Annotated in this window: 24 protein-coding genes and 1 pseudogene; 13 read left to right on the top strand and 12 right to left on the bottom strand. The window is 57.3% G+C overall.

From position 1 onward, the window contains the following. Positions 1-59: 59 nt before the first annotated feature. Positions 60-1,178, bottom strand: coding sequence for a sodium:phosphate symporter (locus WDJ60_RS15080; protein ID WP_340101439.1), 1,119 nt, complete (start codon positions 1,176-1,178; stop codon positions 60-62). A gap of 138 nt (positions 1,179-1,316) precedes the next feature. Further along, positions 1,317-1,772 (bottom strand): YbhB/YbcL family Raf kinase inhibitor-like protein, encoded by a 456-nt coding sequence (locus tag WDJ60_RS15075; protein WP_340101438.1) that lies wholly within the window; start codon positions 1,770-1,772, stop codon positions 1,317-1,319. Positions 1,773-1,883: 111 nt separating this feature from the next. On the opposite strand from WDJ60_RS15075, the gene WDJ60_RS15070 reads away from it, so the two are divergent. The 5 genes from WDJ60_RS15070 to WDJ60_RS15050 all read left to right on the top strand — a co-directional run bounded on the left by WDJ60_RS15070 (position 1,884) and on the right by WDJ60_RS15050 (position 4,396). Continuing rightward, on the top strand, positions 1,884-2,048 hold the full coding sequence (locus WDJ60_RS15070) for a hypothetical protein (protein WP_340101437.1): 165 nt from the start codon (positions 1,884-1,886) through the stop codon (positions 2,046-2,048). 192 nt (positions 2,049-2,240) lie between these two features. Continuing rightward, complete coding sequence (locus tag WDJ60_RS15065; protein ID WP_340101436.1) at positions 2,241-2,411, top strand: DUF7560 family zinc ribbon protein; 171 nt, start codon at positions 2,241-2,243, stop codon at positions 2,409-2,411. Between the two features lie 177 nt (positions 2,412-2,588). Further along, positions 2,589-3,050 (top strand): pyridoxamine 5'-phosphate oxidase family protein, encoded by a 462-nt coding sequence (locus tag WDJ60_RS15060; RefSeq protein WP_340101435.1) that lies wholly within the window; start codon positions 2,589-2,591, stop codon positions 3,048-3,050. A 141-nt stretch (positions 3,051-3,191) separates the two neighbouring features. Next, positions 3,192-3,827, top strand: coding sequence for a helix-turn-helix domain-containing protein (locus WDJ60_RS18850; protein ID WP_417750463.1), 636 nt, complete (start codon positions 3,192-3,194; stop codon positions 3,825-3,827). A 152-nt stretch (positions 3,828-3,979) separates the two neighbouring features. Beyond that, positions 3,980-4,396 carry a helix-turn-helix domain-containing protein gene (locus tag WDJ60_RS15050; protein ID WP_340101432.1) on the top strand — a complete coding sequence of 139 codons (417 nt, stop codon included), beginning with the start codon at positions 3,980-3,982 and terminating at the stop codon, positions 4,394-4,396. Between the two features lie 93 nt (positions 4,397-4,489). Here WDJ60_RS15050 and polX read toward each other — a convergent pair whose 3' ends face one another. After that, positions 4,490-6,217 carry a DNA polymerase/3'-5' exonuclease PolX gene (gene polX / locus WDJ60_RS15045; RefSeq protein WP_340101431.1) on the bottom strand — a complete coding sequence of 576 codons (1,728 nt, stop codon included), beginning with the start codon at positions 6,215-6,217 and terminating at the stop codon, positions 4,490-4,492. A gap of 131 nt (positions 6,218-6,348) precedes the next feature. Beyond that, a complete protein-coding gene (locus tag WDJ60_RS15040; protein ID WP_340101430.1) occupies positions 6,349-7,368 on the bottom strand; it encodes a carbohydrate kinase family protein in 1,020 nt (339 codons plus the stop codon). Between the two features lie 384 nt (positions 7,369-7,752). Here WDJ60_RS15040 and WDJ60_RS15035 point away from each other — a divergent pair, with 384 nt between their 5' ends. Next, on the top strand, positions 7,753-8,172 hold the full coding sequence (locus tag WDJ60_RS15035; RefSeq protein ID WP_340101429.1) for a CBS domain-containing protein: 420 nt from the start codon (positions 7,753-7,755) through the stop codon (positions 8,170-8,172). Between the two features lie 76 nt (positions 8,173-8,248). On the opposite strand, the gene deoC is transcribed toward WDJ60_RS15035, so the two are convergent. Together deoC and WDJ60_RS15025 are read right to left on the bottom strand one after the other, a co-directional pair. Next, positions 8,249-8,929, bottom strand: a complete 681-nt coding sequence (gene deoC / locus WDJ60_RS15030; protein ID WP_340101428.1) for a deoxyribose-phosphate aldolase — start codon at positions 8,927-8,929, stop codon at positions 8,249-8,251. 139 nt (positions 8,930-9,068) lie between these two features. Beyond that, positions 9,069-9,218: a DUF7557 family protein gene (locus tag WDJ60_RS15025; protein WP_340101427.1), complete on the bottom strand. Its 150-nt coding sequence runs from the start codon at positions 9,216-9,218 to the stop codon at positions 9,069-9,071. A 126-nt stretch (positions 9,219-9,344) separates the two neighbouring features. Here WDJ60_RS15025 and WDJ60_RS15020 point away from each other — a divergent pair, with 126 nt between their 5' ends. The 3 genes from WDJ60_RS15020 (at position 9,345) to WDJ60_RS15010 (ending at position 11,667) form a co-directional block, all read left to right on the top strand. Continuing rightward, entirely contained in the window at positions 9,345-9,500 is a 156-nt protein-coding gene (locus WDJ60_RS15020; RefSeq protein WP_340101426.1) for a hypothetical protein, read from the top strand. 362 nt (positions 9,501-9,862) lie between these two features. Continuing rightward, on the top strand, positions 9,863-10,732 hold the full coding sequence (locus WDJ60_RS15015) for a universal stress protein (RefSeq protein WP_340101425.1): 870 nt from the start codon (positions 9,863-9,865) through the stop codon (positions 10,730-10,732). A 230-nt stretch (positions 10,733-10,962) separates the two neighbouring features. Then, on the top strand, positions 10,963-11,667 hold the full coding sequence (locus WDJ60_RS15010) for a methyltransferase domain-containing protein (RefSeq protein ID WP_340101424.1): 705 nt from the start codon (positions 10,963-10,965) through the stop codon (positions 11,665-11,667). A 110-nt stretch (positions 11,668-11,777) separates the two neighbouring features. On the opposite strand, the gene WDJ60_RS15005 is transcribed toward WDJ60_RS15010, so the two are convergent. Then, positions 11,778-12,197 (bottom strand): CBS domain-containing protein, encoded by a 420-nt coding sequence (locus WDJ60_RS15005; protein WP_340101423.1) that lies wholly within the window; start codon positions 12,195-12,197, stop codon positions 11,778-11,780. Positions 12,198-12,357: 160 nt separating this feature from the next. On the opposite strand from WDJ60_RS15005, the gene WDJ60_RS15000 reads away from it, so the two are divergent. Then, complete coding sequence (locus WDJ60_RS15000) at positions 12,358-12,807, top strand: universal stress protein (protein WP_340101422.1); 450 nt, start codon at positions 12,358-12,360, stop codon at positions 12,805-12,807. A gap of 96 nt (positions 12,808-12,903) precedes the next feature. Here WDJ60_RS15000 and fer read toward each other — a convergent pair whose 3' ends face one another. The 4 genes from fer to WDJ60_RS14980 all read right to left on the bottom strand — a co-directional run bounded on the left by fer (position 12,904) and on the right by WDJ60_RS14980 (position 15,635). Continuing rightward, positions 12,904-13,704 carry a ferredoxin Fer gene (gene fer / locus WDJ60_RS14995; RefSeq protein ID WP_340101421.1) on the bottom strand — a complete coding sequence of 267 codons (801 nt, stop codon included), beginning with the start codon at positions 13,702-13,704 and terminating at the stop codon, positions 12,904-12,906. A gap of 150 nt (positions 13,705-13,854) precedes the next feature. Continuing rightward, the gene (locus WDJ60_RS14990) at positions 13,855-14,607 is read right to left on the bottom strand and encodes a proteasome assembly chaperone family protein (RefSeq protein ID WP_340101420.1); all 753 of its coding nucleotides are present in this window, start codon (positions 14,605-14,607) and stop codon (positions 13,855-13,857) included. Between the two features lie 84 nt (positions 14,608-14,691). After that, complete coding sequence (locus WDJ60_RS14985) at positions 14,692-15,138, bottom strand: universal stress protein (protein ID WP_340101419.1); 447 nt, start codon at positions 15,136-15,138, stop codon at positions 14,692-14,694. Positions 15,139-15,257: 119 nt separating this feature from the next. After that, positions 15,258-15,635 carry a VanZ family protein gene (locus WDJ60_RS14980; RefSeq protein ID WP_340101418.1) on the bottom strand — a complete coding sequence of 126 codons (378 nt, stop codon included), beginning with the start codon at positions 15,633-15,635 and terminating at the stop codon, positions 15,258-15,260. A 120-nt stretch (positions 15,636-15,755) separates the two neighbouring features. Between WDJ60_RS14980 and WDJ60_RS14975 the strand changes: the two genes are divergently transcribed. Both WDJ60_RS14975 and WDJ60_RS14970 read left to right on the top strand, forming a co-directional pair. After that, entirely contained in the window at positions 15,756-16,268 is a 513-nt protein-coding gene (locus tag WDJ60_RS14975; RefSeq protein WP_340101416.1) for a phosphopantetheine adenylyltransferase, read from the top strand. 16 nt (positions 16,269-16,284) lie between these two features. Further along, positions 16,285-16,986, top strand: coding sequence for an HAD family hydrolase (locus tag WDJ60_RS14970; RefSeq protein WP_340101415.1), 702 nt, complete (start codon positions 16,285-16,287; stop codon positions 16,984-16,986). Between the two features lie 36 nt (positions 16,987-17,022). On the opposite strand, the gene WDJ60_RS14965 is transcribed toward WDJ60_RS14970, so the two are convergent. Continuing rightward, complete coding sequence (locus WDJ60_RS14965) at positions 17,023-17,499, bottom strand: DUF2267 domain-containing protein (protein WP_340101413.1); 477 nt, start codon at positions 17,497-17,499, stop codon at positions 17,023-17,025. 355 nt (positions 17,500-17,854) lie between these two features. On the opposite strand from WDJ60_RS14965, the pseudogene WDJ60_RS14960 reads away from it, so the two are divergent. Continuing rightward, positions 17,855-18,474 (top strand): annotated as a pseudogene (locus WDJ60_RS14960) (IS6 family transposase). The last annotated feature ends 98 nt before the right edge of the window (positions 18,475-18,572 follow it).

Genomic DNA, 18,572 nt, shown 5'->3' with positions numbered 1-18,572 from the left:
GGAAACCAGTCGCTTACTGCCCGACTCCCGTTCTGAGTCGAACTGAGTTGGTATGTGTCTCAGAGGTGCGGGAGGAGTAAGAATACGAGAGGTAGTGTGAGCAGCAGAATACCGAAGCCGATGAAGGAGCGACGGTCTTCGAGGAGCCTGTCTTGGACGCGGTCGATGACCGCAACGTACGAGCCGTATCGGACCAAGGCCACACTCGTCAGGAGCGTCGCGAGCCCGATTATCAGCACGACGATGGCGACTCCGACGGTCGTCTCCAGGACGAACGCCACGAGAAGCGTGTCAAACAGCGTTCCGATATTCGCACCGAGAATGTATGGCACAATCTCCGCACGGCGAACGAACTGGCGATTGTAGAGTGGGACGATGATACCAAGGGAAAAGGCGACGCTCGTCGTAACTCCAGTAAGCAAGAGTCCGATACCGAAGGCCATCCACCGTCGTTCGAAATGCTGGAAGACATATCGCCGGAACGTCTCAGTCTTGACCCGCTGGAGGACCCGGTCGAATAGCCAGAGGCTCCCGAACAGTAACGCGAACGCGACGACCAGCGAGGGCCCGGGACCTAGCGCTCGCGTGACGGCGTCGGTGACTGGCTCGATGTACTGCACCGACCGGAGCGACAGGTCGAATCCGCTGGTCACGGCGAGCAGTTCAGACCGGAACGGCCCCAGGACGACGAGTCCGAGCACAGTGACCGGGATGTAGATAGTGAACGTGACCAGAAACGTCAGCAGCCCCAGACTAGTCCCCTCACTCAGCGTCCGGTCGCGGCGACGGTGCAGATAGTCGACTGCGCCGACGAGAACGACGATTGCGGCACCGCCAAGGCGGGACCCGATTATCATGAGAAAGGTCTCCGAGACGGAGGCGAGACCGGACCTGAGCAAGGACAGTGAAAGCGCCGCCACGACCGACCCGTTCGTCAGCGCGTACGTGGTTAGCCAACTCAGCCCGAGCGCAGAACTATCATCGACGACGATACGCCGCAGTATCCGTTCGATGACCGGCTCTGCCGCTTCTGTCGCAGTCCCGAGCAACTGGATGGAAAACAGAAAGAGGAGAACTGTCGCTAGCGCGCCGACCCAGAGCCGACTCGCCTCACTCAGACGGTCTCCGAGTGTCGTCGAATACGTACTCGTTCCCGACCGCTCGTCTGGGTCTGTCATACAGTGTCGAGTCCAGACGACGAACTCCCCGTACACCGGGTAACGGGGTCCGTCAACTTACAGCCGACGCTAACACGGATTTCGTACGGTCGACACGCGCGCTTGGGCTGGGATTGCTGGACGAGAGATGTGTCCGGGTCACGGTGCGTACGTTCCTTCGAGTGTGGTCTCCTCGAGAACGCTCCCGGACAGTGCAGTCTCAAGGTCTGCTTTCGTCGCATCTGCGTCGAGTTCTAACTGCTGGTCGAGCGCATACAGTCTGAATCGATAGGTGTGTTCCTTGTCCGGCGGATTCGGACCGCCGTAGTCCTGTTCGCCGTAGTCGTTCTGTCCCTGGACTGCTCCGGATGCGTCCCAGCCTTCGGGAATCGTCGTCGTCTCGGTGTCGATATTCCACACGACCCAGTGGTCCCAGACCTTGCCCGCCGGTTCGACTGCATCGGGATCGTCCATCACAAGCGCCAGTGATTCAGCATCCGCAGGGACAGCCTCGATTTCGAGGGGCGGGTTCACGTTCTCCGCTGTGTATCCGTACTTGTCTGGAATCTGTTCGCCGTCCGCGAAGACCGGACTCGTCAGTTCTAGTGGTGCCATTGGTCTATGAGATGAATGGAACCCACGGGAAATGAAAATTCCCAGTCATTCCCATCGAATAGGAACTGGAGTTATCTCTAACTGCCCACCGATTGTAGAAGCGGCTACAGTATGAGTGAATCCGACGACATCGAGACCGCTGTCCAGCGTCTGCGAGACACCTTCGACGAGGCAGTGAACGAAGCAGAAGAGCTGAGCGACCAGGCCAAAGAGAGCGTCGAAGAGGCAATCGACGATCTCGAAACGCGAATCGAATCCCTCCGCGGCGAGGAGTGACAGAGTACCAAGATCCTTCTGAGCCACCTTGAACCCGTGATTGTCCATGCTCTCGGGTTCAAAGGTCACCGACCTTTCGAAGTCATTCTACCGTACTGCCAGCAGGCAAAAACCGTCGGTCAGCGTGTCGTTCTCACTCATCTGGAAAGACAGAGCACCATTTTATCGACAGACCACATATTCTTAGACACAATGGGCAGTAGAGGGCAGAAAGAATACCTGTTCGTCTGTCCAGAGTGCAACGAATCTCTGAAGCTTGACGACCCGATGCGAGATGCGCTCCTCGTGAGAGGCTGTGTTATCTGTGGGGCTGCCGTGACAGCGGACGCGTTCACGAGCGAGTCGTCTGCTGACGCCTCCTAACTCACTCTCTCCGCTTTTTTCAGTCTGTTCTTACTCAGTTGCTGCTCCTGGAGACGTCGCTTTTGAAAGAGAGCAGTATTCCTGAGGCAGCATCTTTCTGGGTCTGGTTACCGAAACCGGTCTATCATAGTAACCACTGTTAAATCGTTTCCACTGTTCTATACCCGTAGGAGAATAATGCCAGTATCTCAGGAGACCTTACTCTCGGACGAAGAGACAGATGCCGTCCTCGGTCGCCACGAGACGGGAGTGTTATCGCTGGCGCGCGCTGGCGAACCGTACTCTATACCCATCTCTTACGGGTACGATGCTGCAGACCGTCGATTTTATCTGCGATTAGTTTCGACACCTGGAAGCGAGAAACGGGAGTTCCTGGCGTCTACACCTCATGCGCGTCTCGTGGTTTACGAACCGGACGATCCCGTCTACTGGAGCGTTATCGCGAGCGGAACACTGAGCGAAATCAATCGAGATGACCTGACTGTCGACCACATCACACAATACGGTGCTGCCAAGCGTCCACTTTTCGAGATCTGGGGTGAATCACGACCAGACCTGGAAGTTCGACTGTACGAATTACAACCAGACGAGCTGAGTGGTCACCGAATCGAGATCGACCGAGACGAAGCGTCTTCTTGACAGCGAACTTCGAGCCTAATTCGTACTTTGATGTGGATAGTAGTGTCCCCAATTTTCGAGGGACACGCCAATAACCCTCTTCTTTTTCAGGGAAACGTCTGTATACTGAAGTAGTGGTACTCTGTGTCCTCAGACGAGTTCATGCCGCCAGGAATCCGAGCGACGGTGGAATTTCCCACGCCGAGTCTCTGCCCGATTGTCGAACTCTCAGAGGCGGCGGAGACAACAATCGACTCGGTATCGACGAGCGTCTGTCCATCGCAGTGCGGAGAAAGTGTGACCGAATTTTCGATAGACTCAGACGTGGAGTTCGACACAGACCTCACACTGGCTTTTTCATACGGCTCGACAGACTGGTATCGATTGACCCACGACGAGGGTGTGGACTGTCCGTGTGAATGCCTGGGGAAGTTCGGGTGTCCTATAAACCGGTACGTAGCACGAGACGGTGTTTTGAAACTCGGATTTCACGCGACCGATTACAACCAACTGCAAGACGTGATTGCCAAACTACGTGACCGGTTTCCTGACGTCGATATCAAACGCTTCGTTCGAACGGCAACAGAAGACAACTCCAGAGATAGCACTTTCGTGGATTGCAGCAAGCTCACCTCGCGTCAACTCGAAGTGTTGACCACTGCCTACGAACGCGGATACTTCGACCGTCCACGCCGAGCCAACGCAACGGAAATCGCCACGGAACTCGATATCACCCCATCGACGTTCAGAGAACACCTCACGGCAGCGGAATCGAAAATCCTCGAAGACGTCCTTTGACGGAACAGTCAGGCGTGTACGGCCGGTGTCGTGTGATAGGTTTGCTTTTTAATGGAATACTCTCAATTAATACAGCTAAAGAGAGTCGTGTATAATACACCCAAGATACTGTGGGTACGTGTTACTCCGCCTGGCCGGAGATAGATCTAGATATGAGTGAGTCACAGGTGATAGCCACGACAGTCGGCACAGCCGAATCGTCATCAGAAGATGTGGAAACAATTGTGTCTGAAGACGACGTTCAACCGTTGCTCGATGCTCTCGATGATCCCGATTGTCGAACTATCCTCGATGTGACGAGCGATGACGCGCTGTCAGCAAAAGAGGTTTCGGTAATCTGTGATCTGCCGCTTTCGACGGCGTACCGCAAACTCGATTTGCTCACCAGTGCAGGGTTGGTCGAAGAGCAGACGCGTGTCTGTCGCTCGGGGAAACACGCCAGTGAGTACTCCCGAGTCGTTGAACAGGTGACTGTATCACTCGGTTGGAATGGGGGGGTGAAACTGCAGGTGTCACAGAGCGATGGAACCGAGTATGCGTGTCCCATCGTATCGACAACCGACGACTGAGGTGTCGACAGCGCAGACACGTCGGGAGGATTTCCAGGTGCTGGAACCATCTCGGAGTCCGAAACCAACTGAAACGGAACACGGAGCTATCCATCACTTGTCGAAAAACGACAACAGGTCGTCCAGAGAACGAGTATTCAAGATACGGTCAGCACGACACCAGCCACGGCGGGCCTGTGAGACACCCAGATGCAGATACTCAAGCTCCCCGGTCGTGTGTGCATCGGTCGAGACGACATAATAGACCGTCTCACGATTGGCTTTGACGGCCTGCCACTCGAGGTCCAGCCGTTCGGGTTGGGCGTTGATTTCTATCGCGACGTTCTCTTCAGCAGCTGTCGCCGCGACCATCTCCATGTCGATATCCAGTGGAGCGCGCTCGTTTATCAGGCGGTTGGTCGGGTGCGCCAATACGTCGACCGGGAACTCCCGCAATGTTCGAACCACCTGGTCAGTTGGGTCATCGGGTCGACTGTGCATACCGGCAACAACCAGGTCGCAGGCTTCCAACCAGTCTGACGGTGTTTCGAGTCCAGATGCCGTGATTTCGGCTTCTATCCCATGGAGCACTGTGATATCGAGGTCGTCGTCGGCATTGACCGCCTCGATATCTTCTCGCTGGCTGTCGAACCCGTCGGAATCGAGTTTGCTCGGGATAGGTGCATTCGGCCCGTGGTCGGTGACGAGAACGTACTCGTATCCCAGCTCTTCGGCAGCTTCGGCCATCTCACGGACTGTCTGTGACCCATCGGAGTACGTAGTATGAGCTTGCAGGTCACCGCGCATCTCTTCGCTCTCGACCAGACTGGGGAGTTCGTCGGCTGCCGCTCCGGCGACTTCACCGGTATCTTCTCGGATTTCGGGCGGTATCCAGGCCATATCGAGTGTTTCGTAAACCTCTCTCTCGGTTTCGCCCGCGATTCGCTCGCCGACCCGCTGTTGCCCTCGCGGGTCGTCAACGTCACTGACGTCGAAAAGGCCGTACTCGTTGAGCTTCCAGTCGCGGTCGATAGCTCGGTTTCGGAGGGCGATATTGTGGTCTTTCGACCCGGTAAAGTAGACGAATGCGGCGCCGTACTCCGACTCGTCGACAATGCGAAGGTCCATCTGGAGACCACCCGAAACAACGACCGACGCTTTGGTCTCGCCACGAGCGAGAACTTCGTTCACGTCGTCGTGGCCACAGAACTCGTCCATCGCGTCGGCAGGAGTCGCCGCAGTGGCGAGGATATCGAGGTCGCCGACGGTCGGTCGCCGCCGTCGAAACGAGCCAACGATATCGAGGCGGTCGAACGCCGCGGACTTCTGGAGGCGCGTCTCGACGGTCTGAGCTATCGGAAACGCACGGCCGAGGAGCATCCGTTCCTGCCCTTCTTTCACCCGGTCGATGTGGGTCAGGATGTTCTGTTGGGACTTCTCACCGAATCCCTCGAGAGCGGCGATCTCCCCTGCTTCGGCTGCCCGCTCGAGGTCTTCGAGTGTCGCGACACCGAGTTCCAGGTAGAGCGTCTTTGCAGTTTTCGGCCCGACTCCCTCCACGCTGGTGATTGCCTCGATGTCGACCGGGAGATCTGCTTTGAGATTCTCGTAGTACTCCAGGTGCCCCGTCTCGAGATACTCTGCGACCTTCTCGGCAATCGACTCGCCAACGCCCTCGATCTCTTCGAGTTCCTCCCGCTCGTGAATCTCTTCGACCGGTTCGGAGAGTGATTCGATGTTCCGAGCGGCGGTCCGATAGGCCTGGGGTTTGTACTCAACGTCCTCGATTTCGAGGAAATCGGCGATTTCGTAGAGGACGTTTGCGACCTCCTGATTTTTCATCGGCTGTCTCCTCCTCACGCTGACTGCTCGCGCCACACGTAAGTAATCGAACGTCGCTTCCCACGAACTCGCGATGGCACGCGAAGATGGGACTGGAGACAGAGAGTGACTTCGGAACGTCTCACCAGACGCTATCTCTCGGCTGGTCGATGCTCTTCGACCAGAGTAACGATATCGTCGACAGTAGCAGTCTCACCCGTCTCCACGTAGTACGTGGCACAGGCGTTCCCACAGGCCAACCCGCTCTCCCAGTCCCAGTCACACGCCAGCGCGTATCCCAGTCCACCTGTAAAGCGGTCGCCGCCGCCCGTGTGTCGCGCTGGCTTGGTGACGTGATAGTTGTCGACGCTCGTCCGTTCGTCACTCGACACCACGGCGGCCTCGTCTCTGGCGTGCATCGCGGCAGCCGTGATGCCAGTCTCGGCTCGAATCGCAGCGAGTCGGTCGATGTCGTCCTCGAACGTCTCTTCGAATGGTGCAGTCGTCGTTCGAACCTCCGCCCGATTCGCGTTGTACACGACATCGAACGTGTTCTGCAGGGCAGCCAGCGCATCGTGCAACGCATCGATCTCGTCGTGACTGTTCCCGACGATATCGCCGGGGTCGAACACGAACGGAATCCGCGGCAGGTCCTCCTCGGCCAACTGGTAGAATGCATCTTCGAGACCCGACAGAGAGAGCCAGTTACTACAGCAGACGACGTCGCTGTCGAAAACCGCAGAGAGTGAGCGCTCGCGCCGCAGGTCGTCGAGTGTCCAGTCGGTGACGCCCGAGTTGTTGACGAACATGACGTCGCGGTCGGAAAACGTGAAGACGTACACGAGAGCGGGATCGCCCATCGACACCGTCTCGAAGGATGTCGCGTCGAACACGGGTGAATCGAGGTGGCCGTAGCAGGTCACGTCCCCACCGAGAGCGTGCAGTTGTTTGGCGGCGTTGACCGCCTGTCCGCCGGGCTCGGTCGTCTCGACGACATACTCGATGGAGGTCCGGTCACCGAGCAACTCGTCAGCGAGCGCGTCCCGCGTGTCGAGAAGGTCACCGGTACCGCCAGTAACCGAACAATAGTAGTCGACACTCCCATCAGGGAGCGTCGTCACTGTCGGCTGGTCACAGCGGGAGAAATGTCGGGCGAGTCGGTCGTATCCCATCTTACTCTTCCCTTATTTTGAGAGCGCGGACGGAAAGGTTGCGATTCGCTACCGGACCCGGTCACGAGTCGCCGTCGCGCAGTCCGTACACAGACCAGTCGCTGTATCGTAGTGGGCATCACAGACGAGCGCTCCACAGCGGGAACACTGGTGCTCGGCGGGCGCTGCCTCACAGATCTGGCAAAGTGTTTCGACACTCATCAACTGATACTGGTCGACACAGGACTGTTTGTCTTCCGGACGACGTTGCCGCTCGCACTGGAACGTCGTCCGGTGTCTGGACGCCGGGCACGACCGAGTGCTCCGGGGGTAATTCCAGCCTGCTGGGAAGGTCCGGCCGATATATCGGTCGTGACAACCAGTATCTACGTGGAGGAACACACAATGCCAGTCCAGAACCTCGCTCGGGAAGATGTCGTCAGTAACAGCCAGGACGCGCCAGTAGCCGAACTCGCCCAGCAGATGCGAGACGAGAACGTCGGGAGCGTCGTCGTCACGAACGATGGCAGTCCAGTCGGAATCGTCACCGACCGGGATCTGACGACTCGTGTGGTCGCCGAAGAGGCTGCCTCGACCGCGACCGCGGCGGATGTCATGTCGACGGACCTGTGTACGGTCGAGCCGAACGCCGGCTTCTACGAAGCCGCTCAGGTGATGAGTGAAAACGGAATCCGCCGACTCCCAGTCTGTACAGACGGCGACGAGCTCGTCGGCATCATCACCGCCGACGACCTGACAGAACTACTCGCAGACGAACACGAGCACCTCGCCGCGGTGATTCAGGCGCAGCGACCCTCGTACTGAGTGTGGAACAGTCACGCCTCTCGACTGCGGGAGAGACGGACCCGGTCGAGACGGCTCGCGATTTCGATTTTTGGAGTCAGTCACGCTCGGGTATCGACTCGTATATCTCCACCCCAGAGGAGGTTCCGATACGGGTGGCTCCTGCCCGGACCATCTCGAGGGCCTCGTCGAAACGACTGATCCCACCGGACGCTTTGATTCCGGTCTCCGGGCCGATACCGTCCTGAATCGCTTCGACTTCTGTCTTGTCGGTCGGACCGTCGTAGCCGACAGCGGTCTTGACGAAATCTGCACCGCCTCGTTCTGCCAGTGTTGCCGCTCGCCGTATCTCTTCGGGGGACAGCGCGGGCGACTCGATGATACACTTCAGCGTCTTCTCGCCGACGACATCTTTGACCGCACTGATGTCCTCGACGACGGACTCGTTGTCGTCGTTGGCAAAAGCCGTTCGGTTCATCACCATGTCGAGTTCGTCGACGTAGTCGAGTAGCTCGGTAACCTCGGCCTGTTTGGCCTTTGCGTTCTGGATGCCGTACGGGAAGCCGACGACGGCAACGACGTTGGCAGTCTCACCCAGCAGTTCGTCTGCGAGTTGGGCATGGTACGGAACGACGACCGCCGAGCGAAAGTCGTACTCGTGAACGGCCTGACACAGGTCACGAATCTCAGCTTCTGTCGCCGTGGGGTCGACGTTCGTGTGTTCGATTGCCGATACGATCTGTTCGGGACTATCTATCAGTGTCTCTTCGAGGTTCATAGATCTACTTTGGCGTCGGCACAGTAAACACACCCGCCTGCAGAGGCTGCCCGGCGACAGTCAGAGTCGTCACCGAGGACGCGGCCACCGATTCCAACGACTCGTTCGACCATCGACGGACATCACCGGAACTGAGGGGTTACTCCGAGTACCCCTCCTGAAGGAAGGCGCCTTCTGTTTCGTACATCGATACCAACTCTGCGATGAACTCCTCGTGTGACTCCCCTTCCTCCAGGTGGCCGTCTATCTTCTCTTTGAGTTCGTCGCTGATCTCGAGCGTGTATGGCATGGCTGCTGGTGACACCTCTTCGTTGAGACTAGCGTGGCAATGTATAAATACTCTCGTAGTGATTCCCACGTGATAGTAGCTGGCGACCAGTACTTCCAATTTGTTCCACGATGTCATCACAAAGTGATGGCTGCAGACCCTGTCGGGATCGTCCTCGTCTTCCTCGTCATCGTCATCGCCCTCGTTCTGTTCGTTACCGAACCAGTCCCTATCGACGTCACGGCACTCGGTATCATGGTGACGCTGATTGTCCTGGGTCCGTGGACGGGGCTTTCTCCTTGAACTTCCGTAAGCAGGTGGCCACACAGAGGGACGAGCGAAGCAGGTCTTCGAAAAAAGATAAGATCCCAATAAATTCAACTTTGCCACTGGAGATCGGCTAATGGCCATCGGCACAGATGAAGCTCCTGAAAAGCTAAACGCGTTGCTTCAAGGCGTTTGACACGCATCCATAGCAACCAACTTTGGCGTACTACATCGAGCCCCTGAACCCACTACCCGGTTGGATTGAGGATTGGGTGGTCAGGTATCGGTGGCGGACTCTCCATAGAGTATCAGCGGTAGCAGTCCCTGATATCCGGACGTACTTCTATTGCCCCGTCGCAGGCAACACCTTTGGAAAGGGGGCGTGAATTAGGAACGTGATGCTCGATATTCTCGTCCCGGTGGATAACTCCGCTCAAGCGGAGAAAGCATTCAAGTTCGCGTTAAAAGAATTTCCCGAGCACCATTTGTCGATCCTTCATGTAATCGACTCGACAGAAATATCAAAAGTAGATGGTGTCGAGGAGGGAGTGGCATATCCAAATTCGGAAACGTACGACCGTCTGGTCGAAGCGGCCAACGAAATCCTCGACGAATACATCGATCATGCCGAGGGAGAAGGAGTGGAAGCGGATGCCGTTCACAACTTCGGAGACCCCGCTCGAAGGATTGTCGAGTATACCGCCGAAAATGACATCGACCACGTAGTGATCGGGAGTCACGGCAGAACCGGGTTCTCTCGCGTGTTGCTCGGGAGCGTCGCCGAGAAAGTCGTCCGGCGTGCACCAGTACCCGTTACCGTTGTTCGCGGTGACGTCAAAACGGGACGCAAGAACCTCCTTGTTCCGATAGACAACTCTGAACAGGCGAAGAACGCACTCGATTACGCGCTTGAGAGGTATCCCGACAGTTCGATTACGTTGTTGAATGTCTTTTCTCGTGGTCCTCCCGAGTCGTATCTCGAACGAAGGGGGAAAGATTACGACAACTTGCGGGCGAGACGGCGGGAGTGGCTCGGACGGTTGGCTGCTGAAAGAGATCAGGGAGGAGAGATAGAAACCGAGGTGGTCATCGGTGACCCTGCACGTAAAATCAACGAGTACGTCGTAGACCAAGACATCGAGCACATCGTCATGGGAAGTCACGGTCGTGATCGCTTCGCTCGGATACTTCTCGGGAGCGTTGCCGAGATGGTTGTTCGTCGGGCACCGGTTCCAGTGACAGTTGTTCGGGAACAACGATCCGACTGATTCCGCCAGTATCAGTCCCACCTCGGACTACGGAGAGTCGATCTACGTGTTTTGAACTGTGCTCTTCGGTAAACGACGGATGCTCACCGAAATCGGTGGTCGACTTACACTCTTCACACAGTTCTCTGCTTCCTACTGCCTTGGAACAACCGACGTATTTGTACCTGGGCGTGAAATTCACTCAAGAGAATCGGTCTTCGAGAGGGACACAGACCAGACAACATCCAGAGATGCACGATGAACGACCCACGGCAGACGACGACTTTAGGACGGGTTCGATAGCTCGCGTCGAACGGTCGAAGCGGGACGCGATGTCGTGGTACGACCGGCTGAGTCCGTGGTACGACACGCTCGTCGCCCGTCTCGACCGCCGGCCCCGGAACCGCGGCATCGAGTTACTGGACGTCCAGAACGGCCAGCGGGTACTCGACGTCGGAGCCGGAACGGGACAGGCGCTCGTCTCGTTTGCCGACGACGTCGGTGCTACTGGCCACGTCGTCGGCCTCGATATCTCCGAAGGGATGTGTTCGGTCGCCCGCGAGACTGTCGCGGCGGCACACGTCGGGAACCGGGTCGCTGTCGTCCGTGGTGACGCAGAGGAGTTGCCGTTCAGGTCAGCCACGTTCGACGCGACGTTCGCGAGCTTCACGCTCGAACTGTTCGATACCCCAGTGCTACCGGCCGTTCTCGAAGAGTGGCATCGGGTGCTGCGAGACGACGGCCGGCTCGGTGTCGTAGCGCTGTCGAAACGGGACGCTGGAGCCGTGACCCACGCGTACGAACGTTTCCACGACCTGTTCCCACAGTATGCGGACTGTCGACCGATATATGTCAACGAACTACTCGAAGCGACCGGGTTCACCGTCGTCGAGATGGAATCCACGTCGCTGTGGGGACTGACTGTCGAAGTGGTAGTCGCTCGGCCGACCGGGTAGTCGAGTCCGGGCGCGGCCCCGCAAAAGCAACTGAGTCGGGGGCGGTAGCTGCCGCCCGCACTCGATTCAGCGAAAGACGGTGGCTGAGCGAGTCGAGCGTCTGACCGGTGTCAGTACGGTGGGGATTCTGCCTCGACTACTTTGGCGAGGTTCTGTCGTTCGTCACTGAGCAGCTGGTCGAGATCGTCTAGTGTGATGATGCCGTCGAGTTTCCCGTCGTCGACGACTGGGACCCGGCGGACGGCGTTGTCGGCCATGAAGTGGGTGAGTTCCATCACGCCGGTATCACTGTCGACGACGACTGGGTCGGGGGTCATGACCTCTTCGGCCGTCACGTCTGTCGGGTCGTTTCCTTCGGCAGTCACCTTGACAGTGACGTCCCGGTCGGTGACGATACCGACCGGTTCGTCATCCTCGACGATGACGACGCTGCCGACGTCCTCGTCGCGCATGAGTGCCGCTACCTGTGTAATCGATGCCTGACGGGTCGCTGCAATCGGGTCTGTCCGTGCGAGTTCCTCAACTGGCATGTATCCTCTCCTCCGTCTGAGACTACGCTGAGGACCGTCTAATAGCTGGCACCTGGTTCCCAGCTCTTTGGAACGGACTGCTCGGGTCGACATCCCAGCCGGTCTCACAGAATGGCATCTGTCGTGTTGTTTGAAGAGGATGTAAGACGAACCGTCACGTATGAAGTTGCTCGTAGCCGTCGATGGCTCAGAAGAAGCGGACGATGCGCTCGCGTATGCCACGGACATCGCAGACGCGATGAACGGCTCGATAACCGCGGTGTACGCGGTCGACCCAAACATCTACGACCAGGGCGGCAGCCAGCCGATTGCCGGCCTCGCCGACGCCGACGAGCGGCTCCTGCTCGAAAGTGTCGAGGACGCAGAAGACCGGGCACTCGACGTGCTCGACGATACAACGGCCCTCGCCGATGAACTCGGATTCGACATCGAAACAGAACTACTGTACGGAGACCCGGTCACGAGAATTACGGATTACGCGAGAAAAGAGGGCTTCGAGACGATATTCGTCGGCCACCGTGGCCGTTCGGAGCGCACAGACGTCATGCTCGGCAGCGTCGCGAAAGATATCGTCGAACGGGCGACCGTGCCGGTCACTGTCGTCCGGTGACGGCAAATTCCGACCGCTGCCCGCCAAGCAGTTCTGAAAAAAGGACACACGCGGGAACAGCGACTCGGGTGGGGCAGTTGTCCCACCTGGGGTCGGTTACAGAGACGGCTCTGATTCCGAGACGGGCGAGGGAAGCCGGAGGTCTTCGAACTGGTCTAGCTGCTGGACGTTCATCACCAGTTTGAGTCGCTCGGAGACGGGGACGCCAACACACGTCAGTCGCGCGTTCATCTGCTTGACTTGCTCTTCTTGCAGGACAGTCTGGCCCGGCATGGCGATGTCACCCTCTTTGACAATCACTGCACAGTTTGCACAGGCGCCGCCCCGACAGGCATACGGCCAGGAGTAGCCCCGGTTTTCGGCGGCTTCGAGAATCGTCTCTTCGGGTTCGACGACAAAGCGACCGTAGGCGGACGGTGAGAGGTCCGCGTTCGACGCTTTCTCGAACAGGTCCTCGTCGTCTATCGTCCAGCCATGGTCTTCGATTACGTCGTAATCCAGGAAGTCGACTCTGGCCTCCGGATGAGAGAGCAGCGGGCCGGACTCTTCCTGGCTGTATCGATGGATGATTTCAGCACGTTCCTTGATGGGGCGTGACTGCAGTGCGGCGAACCACTCCACGATAGTTTCCGGCCTGAGGCCCCACCTGTCGGCGAGCATCTCGAAGTCGATTCCTTCCCACTCTGCGATCGGGAGAATCGCCTGACGAGACGACAACTCCTCGATGATATCCCTGACTTCGGTCTCTGATTTGCCGTACCAACTTGCGAGTTCAGAGACATCTGCGCCGTGGTCGTACGCAATGGCGAGCATCAGCGACTGTGTCGTCTCCTTTTCGTCGACGGCGTCGAGCCACTCTCTGAGTTCTTTCGCGTCAAATTTTGCAGAGTCTGTCATATGTTAGTGTATTATAGATGATGATAAAAATGCACGGTCAGACTCCCAACCGCTGAGAACGGCACACTCGGAGTCACGCCTGGAAACGCCGGCTGCTCTCTGTGCGTTACCTGTCCTCTACAGAGAAGTCGAGAGAGTGTCCGTCGACACTCACTGATACATCCCCGCCACCTGGGGTTGTTGCTCCTGCTGTTGTTGATATTGCTGGAGTTGTTCGGCAATCTGCTGTTTCTGTTGTTGAATTTCTTCGGCCTGTTCGCGGAGTTCCTCTGTATCGATGTCGAACTCGACGAGCGGTTCCAGTGCGTTTTCGATGACAGCGCGGGCGGCGCTGGGGTCAGGGATGTAAGGATTCGAGCTGACGATAAGGACTGCGGCAGGAACGTCGTTCTGGTAACAGTCGGCCAACAGCGCCCCAGTGACACCACCGATAACCCCAGACCCCTCTGCCAGCGGGATTCCCGCATCGGTGAGCGACGTTTGTAGCTGCTCGGTGGTTGCGACACCGATGACGTCGCCAATTTCGTCTTCGGACTCGGCTGGTGCGCCCGCGAGGAATATCGCCCGCTGGAACTCTTCGGCCAGATCGTTCAGAACACAGTGACTCAACGACTCGACAGCCGTCGGTGGTATCGGGACGTCACTCTGGAGTGTCATCACGGCTGGATCTTCGCCAGCGTAAACGCGCACCGGGTCTCGGACCCGGCCACCGTCGAACGCTGCGACAGGCGGAAAATCGTCAGAGACGATAGCACCGTGCTGTTCTAATCCGAGTTGCTTCGTAATCTGGTCGACCGCGATCGAGGCGACTAGTCCCAGTCCAGGGAGTCCCTCGATGAGCGTCAGCGAGTCAGTTGGAAGTTCGGTTGTCCGTTGGAACTGTGTCGAAGAATTTTCGGACATTGTACTACACCTAATTGGAGCCTCGTAGCCTTACGCCTAATTGCTACCCCTTGTTCCTATTCGGTGAGAAGAGTTCTGAGACGATTAGAACGAGTCCTCCGGTTCTTCAGACGGCATTCGAACTGTTAGTACCGGCACATCGGACAGTCTGACGACCTTTTCAGTGACACTCCCGAGCAGATAGCGGTCCAGGCCCGTGCGTCCGTGCGTGCCCATGACGACGAGATCGATATCGTATTCGTCGACGTAATCGAGTATCGCCTGATGGGGTGCTCCTCGCGCGACGGCCCCCTCGATGCTGTCGACGCCTGCAGTCTCTGCCCGGTGGATTACGTCCTGGATTGCGTTCTCACCGGCTTCCTCGAGAGCGTCGAGCGTTCCAGCGGCCGACGCGTCGACGCCGACAGTTGTATCGACCACGTACAGTGTGTGCAGGGCCGCATCGTACGTTGTCGCATGGTCGATAGCGTGTTGGACAGCACCCATAGTTCCGTCGCTCCCGTCCGTGGGTACGAGAATGTCGTTGTACATACTCGAGTGTTTGTACCGGAAGAACAAACGGTATCCGGCCGTTCCAGAATCGTGGGAATTGAATTCCAGGTTCTTCACGTCAACTGGCTCACGAAGGCACCTCCCGGTGCAAAATAGTGTCATTTACTGTGGCGGTGATGCCACCAGAGTACGCCGACAACCGCACCGAGTAATCCGGAGACGAGGTCCGCTCGTTCAGGTGCACGCCCTGGAACGTATCGCTGGAGGCTACCGATGACGAGACCGTACACGAACGACACTCCGACGGCAAGAAGATCCGTCTGAACGACGGTCAGCCGACCAGTACTGAACGCCTCCGCAAGCACTACCGTGAGACGAGCGTGACCCAGGAAGTGAAAGATTTTGTCGGGACCGAATCGGCTGAATTGCGGACGACGCTGGAAGGGAGAGGGGACCAGTGAGCCGACCAGCATGACGAGTGCCGTCCACACGATCGTTCTCCAGTATGAGGTAATCGTGTCGTCCCAACCGTTCATGCGCGACCGTACGTCCTCGGGATACTTTGCACCCGTTGATGGATATTCCGTATTGGCATGCCACCACAGTACGAGTCACTCTCCGGCAGCTATACAGCCCCCGCGGGACAGAAAGCACGTATGGAAGAACGGACCGCAATTCTCGGTGGCACGTTCACGCCGATCCACAACGGGCACCGGGCCCTCTTGCACTCGGCGTTCCAGACTGCGAGTCACGACGGCCCTGGTGATGGTCACGTTATCGTCGGGCTCACGTCACCGGACGTCGCCAAACAGACCCGCAGCGACCCGACGCACGCCGATACACTCGGCAATTTCACAGAGCGCCGTGCGGCTCTCGACGACGAACTCGACAGGATGAACGACGCGTACACGGCCAGTTACGAGATTCTCGAACTCGCGGACACTCACGGTCCCGCGACGACGCGCGAAGACCTGAACGCACTGGTCGTATCGCCCGAGGCCAAGGCTCAGCGACGCGCATATGAACTCAACAAGGAGCGTCGTGAATCCGGGCTCTCCCCACTGGAGATACACACCCCACCGTTCGTCGTCGCAGAGGATGGCGAACGGATTAGCAGTACGCGAATCCGAAACGGCGAAATCGACGCCCACGGTCGCATCCTCGAATAAAAACAGAGATGAAATCATGACCAACGAGTACGACGCCATCCTCTGGGATATCGGCGGTGTCTTACTGGATCCGGAGTCGATACAGCGAGGCCGCAGACTGTTCGTCACTGGCCTCTCCGTCGAGTTCGACCTCAAGACAACTGAAGCAATCCGTGCCTGGGACAGGGAACTCGGGGCGTATTTTCGTGCTCGCGATGGGGAGACGTTTCGGCCAGCGTACGAAGGCTATCAGCAGACCGTCGAGAAGGTCGTCGGTCAACCTGTCGCAGTCGACGAGTGGCTCCCGCTGGCGGTTCAGGCTGCCCACGTTGCGTTCGAAGCGGGGGATGGTGCCATCGAAAGCCTCGAAAAACTCGCGGATGCAGGGTACTATCTCGGCGTAATTAGCGACATCGATGCATGGGAATCCGAGTATCTCCTGACGATTCTTGACGTTCGGTCGTACTTCGAACACGTGACGACATCGGCCGAGGTGGGCAAGACAAAACCCGCGCCAGAAGTGTTCGAGGCGGCACTCGAGAAAGCAGCGGTTCCGCCGGAACGGATTCTGTTCGTCGGAGACCGGTACAAAAACGATATGGTGGGAGGAGCGCGGGCGGGACTGAACACGGTGGCATTCGGTGGGAGCGCCGCGGCGAGAGCGTCCGACGACGAGTCCGTCGTTGACTACGTTATCGACGATCTCCGCGAGTTACTCACCATTGTCGGCATAGACTGAATAGTACAGTAGCGTTCACCTCCGAGATCTTCCGTATCAGTCGTCGATATCGTCGGATTCAGCAGACTGCGGTCCACCACCAGTCTGTGCCTCTTCAGCGTCGCTCCAGCCGCCAGCGTCTACAACCTCGAAGAGCTTCCGCCAGTTCTCGTCGTCTTCACTCTCCGGGAGCTGGTCCCGAAGTTCACGGAAATCGGACTCCGGGACGACCGTGCGGACGAGGTCGATGATAACTCGGGCGTGGTAGGCTGCGTCCCTCGGATCTTCGCCCTCGATATCGCTGACGCGGGCGACAAACTCCTGCCAGTCGAACCGTTGACCGTGCTCCGCGACGGCACCTGTGAGGTACCATCGAATTTCCATCGGGAGAGAGGCCGCCAGGTCCTCTGCGTTTCCCGCGGGGATTCGCTGGCCGAGTGTCAGTAGCGTCGCCCGAATCGCACGGACTGTCTCGCCGGTCCCTGGTAGTTCGAGTCGGTGCTGTATCTCTCCGGTGAATTCGTCGAAGTCCATACAACTAGACAGTCGAGACGGAAGTAGGTGAATTAACATCCTTCTTCCTATCCTCTGAGAAGATGTCGTTCAGACACACAGAGAAAAATGCAATAGTAAGTATTATCCACAACTGATAGATATAAAATATTATTGATAAATATAAGTTCCACCGACATGAAAAGGATATGGTATAATATTATTTTTACACATCCTAATACAAGGGGATACACCAGAAACCAGTGGTATACTGAAACCTTTACAGTTCACTCAATATTCGCACAGTTATTTAGTAACAGGTTTTTTATAATATGGAAATATTGTTACTGTCTAGTTGAAGGATTGAGAAGCGAGGAGGTCGTAGTGAGTGCTGTCCATGAAACTCGCAGACCTCCTCAGAGAACGCTTAGACGTGCAGAATGTGGTCAGTTGGGAAAACGAGCGCACACCGACACCCGTCCGGTGTTTCGCGGTTCGACTTCACTCGATGGGGTTGTCGTTGCGTGAAATCGAGGCCGTCTTAGACTGGTTGGGTGTCGATCGCTGTCATCAGGCGATTTGGTTCTGGAAAGAAACACTTGCTGAAACGCAGAGCGACCCGCCGACGTTCACGAGAACTGCGTTCTCGTGCAGCACATCAGAAATCTCTGATTTCTGAGGACGGCGTTCCTGCATCGTCTCACCGAGAACCATGGCGTCGCAGACACCGAGTTTCTCGTCGATGCTGGTGACTATTTGACTGCCCACTCTCGTCACGATCTGAGCGGTCACCTCGACTACCACGACCGGAACCATATCGAAAAGTGGTTCCAGATCGTCACCATACGAATCGACCACTTCCACTCGTTCTGGCAGGGCAGTCAGTCAAGCGCGAAACGCTAGCTAAGACGCTTCAGACACTACTACAACCGCCACCGGCCGAACCGAGCGTTAGATGGCTCGACTCCAGTTGAGGAGGTGCTGAACTACTTGACTTCGCACCTTATGCTGATGTAGCGCGTAGAGAGACGTGAAGATCGGATGCTCCCACTCACGTCGTTTCTATCTTGTACCGCTCCAATCGACGAGTTAGAGTGCTTCTCGACCCGGCAAAA

The organism is Salinibaculum salinum, assembly GCF_037645885.1.
Lineage (GTDB): Archaea > Halobacteriota > Halobacteria > Halobacteriales > Haloarculaceae > Salinibaculum > Salinibaculum salinum.
The sequence above is the reverse complement of the archived record's forward strand: the minus strand, read 5'-3'. Positions and strand labels throughout refer to the sequence as shown.

Coding starts and splice junctions, on each gene's coding strand:
- WDJ60_RS15080 (WP_340101439.1), bottom strand. CDS start 1,178: ATGACAGACCCAGACGAGCGGTCGGGAACGAGTACGTATTCGACGACA.
- WDJ60_RS15075 (WP_340101438.1), bottom strand. CDS start 1,772: ATGGCACCACTAGAACTGACGAGTCCGGTCTTCGCGGACGGCGAACAG.
- WDJ60_RS15070 (WP_340101437.1), top strand. CDS start 1,884: ATGAGTGAATCCGACGACATCGAGACCGCTGTCCAGCGTCTGCGAGAC.
- WDJ60_RS15065 (WP_340101436.1), top strand. CDS start 2,241: ATGGGCAGTAGAGGGCAGAAAGAATACCTGTTCGTCTGTCCAGAGTGC.
- WDJ60_RS15060 (WP_340101435.1), top strand. CDS start 2,589: ATGCCAGTATCTCAGGAGACCTTACTCTCGGACGAAGAGACAGATGCC.
- WDJ60_RS18850 (WP_417750463.1), top strand. CDS start 3,192: ATGCCGCCAGGAATCCGAGCGACGGTGGAATTTCCCACGCCGAGTCTC.
- WDJ60_RS15050 (WP_340101432.1), top strand. CDS start 3,980: ATGAGTGAGTCACAGGTGATAGCCACGACAGTCGGCACAGCCGAATCG.
- polX (WP_340101431.1), bottom strand. CDS start 6,217: ATGAAAAATCAGGAGGTCGCAAACGTCCTCTACGAAATCGCCGATTTC.
- WDJ60_RS15040 (WP_340101430.1), bottom strand. CDS start 7,368: ATGGGATACGACCGACTCGCCCGACATTTCTCCCGCTGTGACCAGCCG.
- WDJ60_RS15035 (WP_340101429.1), top strand. CDS start 7,753: ATGCCAGTCCAGAACCTCGCTCGGGAAGATGTCGTCAGTAACAGCCAG.
- deoC (WP_340101428.1), bottom strand. CDS start 8,929: ATGAACCTCGAAGAGACACTGATAGATAGTCCCGAACAGATCGTATCG.
- WDJ60_RS15025 (WP_340101427.1), bottom strand. CDS start 9,218: ATGCCATACACGCTCGAGATCAGCGACGAACTCAAAGAGAAGATAGAC.
- WDJ60_RS15020 (WP_340101426.1), top strand. CDS start 9,345: ATGGCTGCAGACCCTGTCGGGATCGTCCTCGTCTTCCTCGTCATCGTC.
- WDJ60_RS15015 (WP_340101425.1), top strand. CDS start 9,863: ATGCTCGATATTCTCGTCCCGGTGGATAACTCCGCTCAAGCGGAGAAA.
- WDJ60_RS15010 (WP_340101424.1), top strand. CDS start 10,963: ATGCACGATGAACGACCCACGGCAGACGACGACTTTAGGACGGGTTCG.
- WDJ60_RS15005 (WP_340101423.1), bottom strand. CDS start 12,197: ATGCCAGTTGAGGAACTCGCACGGACAGACCCGATTGCAGCGACCCGT.
- WDJ60_RS15000 (WP_340101422.1), top strand. CDS start 12,358: ATGAAGTTGCTCGTAGCCGTCGATGGCTCAGAAGAAGCGGACGATGCG.
- fer (WP_340101421.1), bottom strand. CDS start 13,704: ATGACAGACTCTGCAAAATTTGACGCGAAAGAACTCAGAGAGTGGCTC.
- WDJ60_RS14990 (WP_340101420.1), bottom strand. CDS start 14,607: ATGTCCGAAAATTCTTCGACACAGTTCCAACGGACAACCGAACTTCCA.
- WDJ60_RS14985 (WP_340101419.1), bottom strand. CDS start 15,138: ATGTACAACGACATTCTCGTACCCACGGACGGGAGCGACGGAACTATG.
- WDJ60_RS14980 (WP_340101418.1), bottom strand. CDS start 15,635: ATGAACGGTTGGGACGACACGATTACCTCATACTGGAGAACGATCGTG.
- WDJ60_RS14975 (WP_340101416.1), top strand. CDS start 15,756: ATGGAAGAACGGACCGCAATTCTCGGTGGCACGTTCACGCCGATCCAC.
- WDJ60_RS14970 (WP_340101415.1), top strand. CDS start 16,285: ATGACCAACGAGTACGACGCCATCCTCTGGGATATCGGCGGTGTCTTA.
- WDJ60_RS14965 (WP_340101413.1), bottom strand. CDS start 17,499: ATGGACTTCGACGAATTCACCGGAGAGATACAGCACCGACTCGAACTA.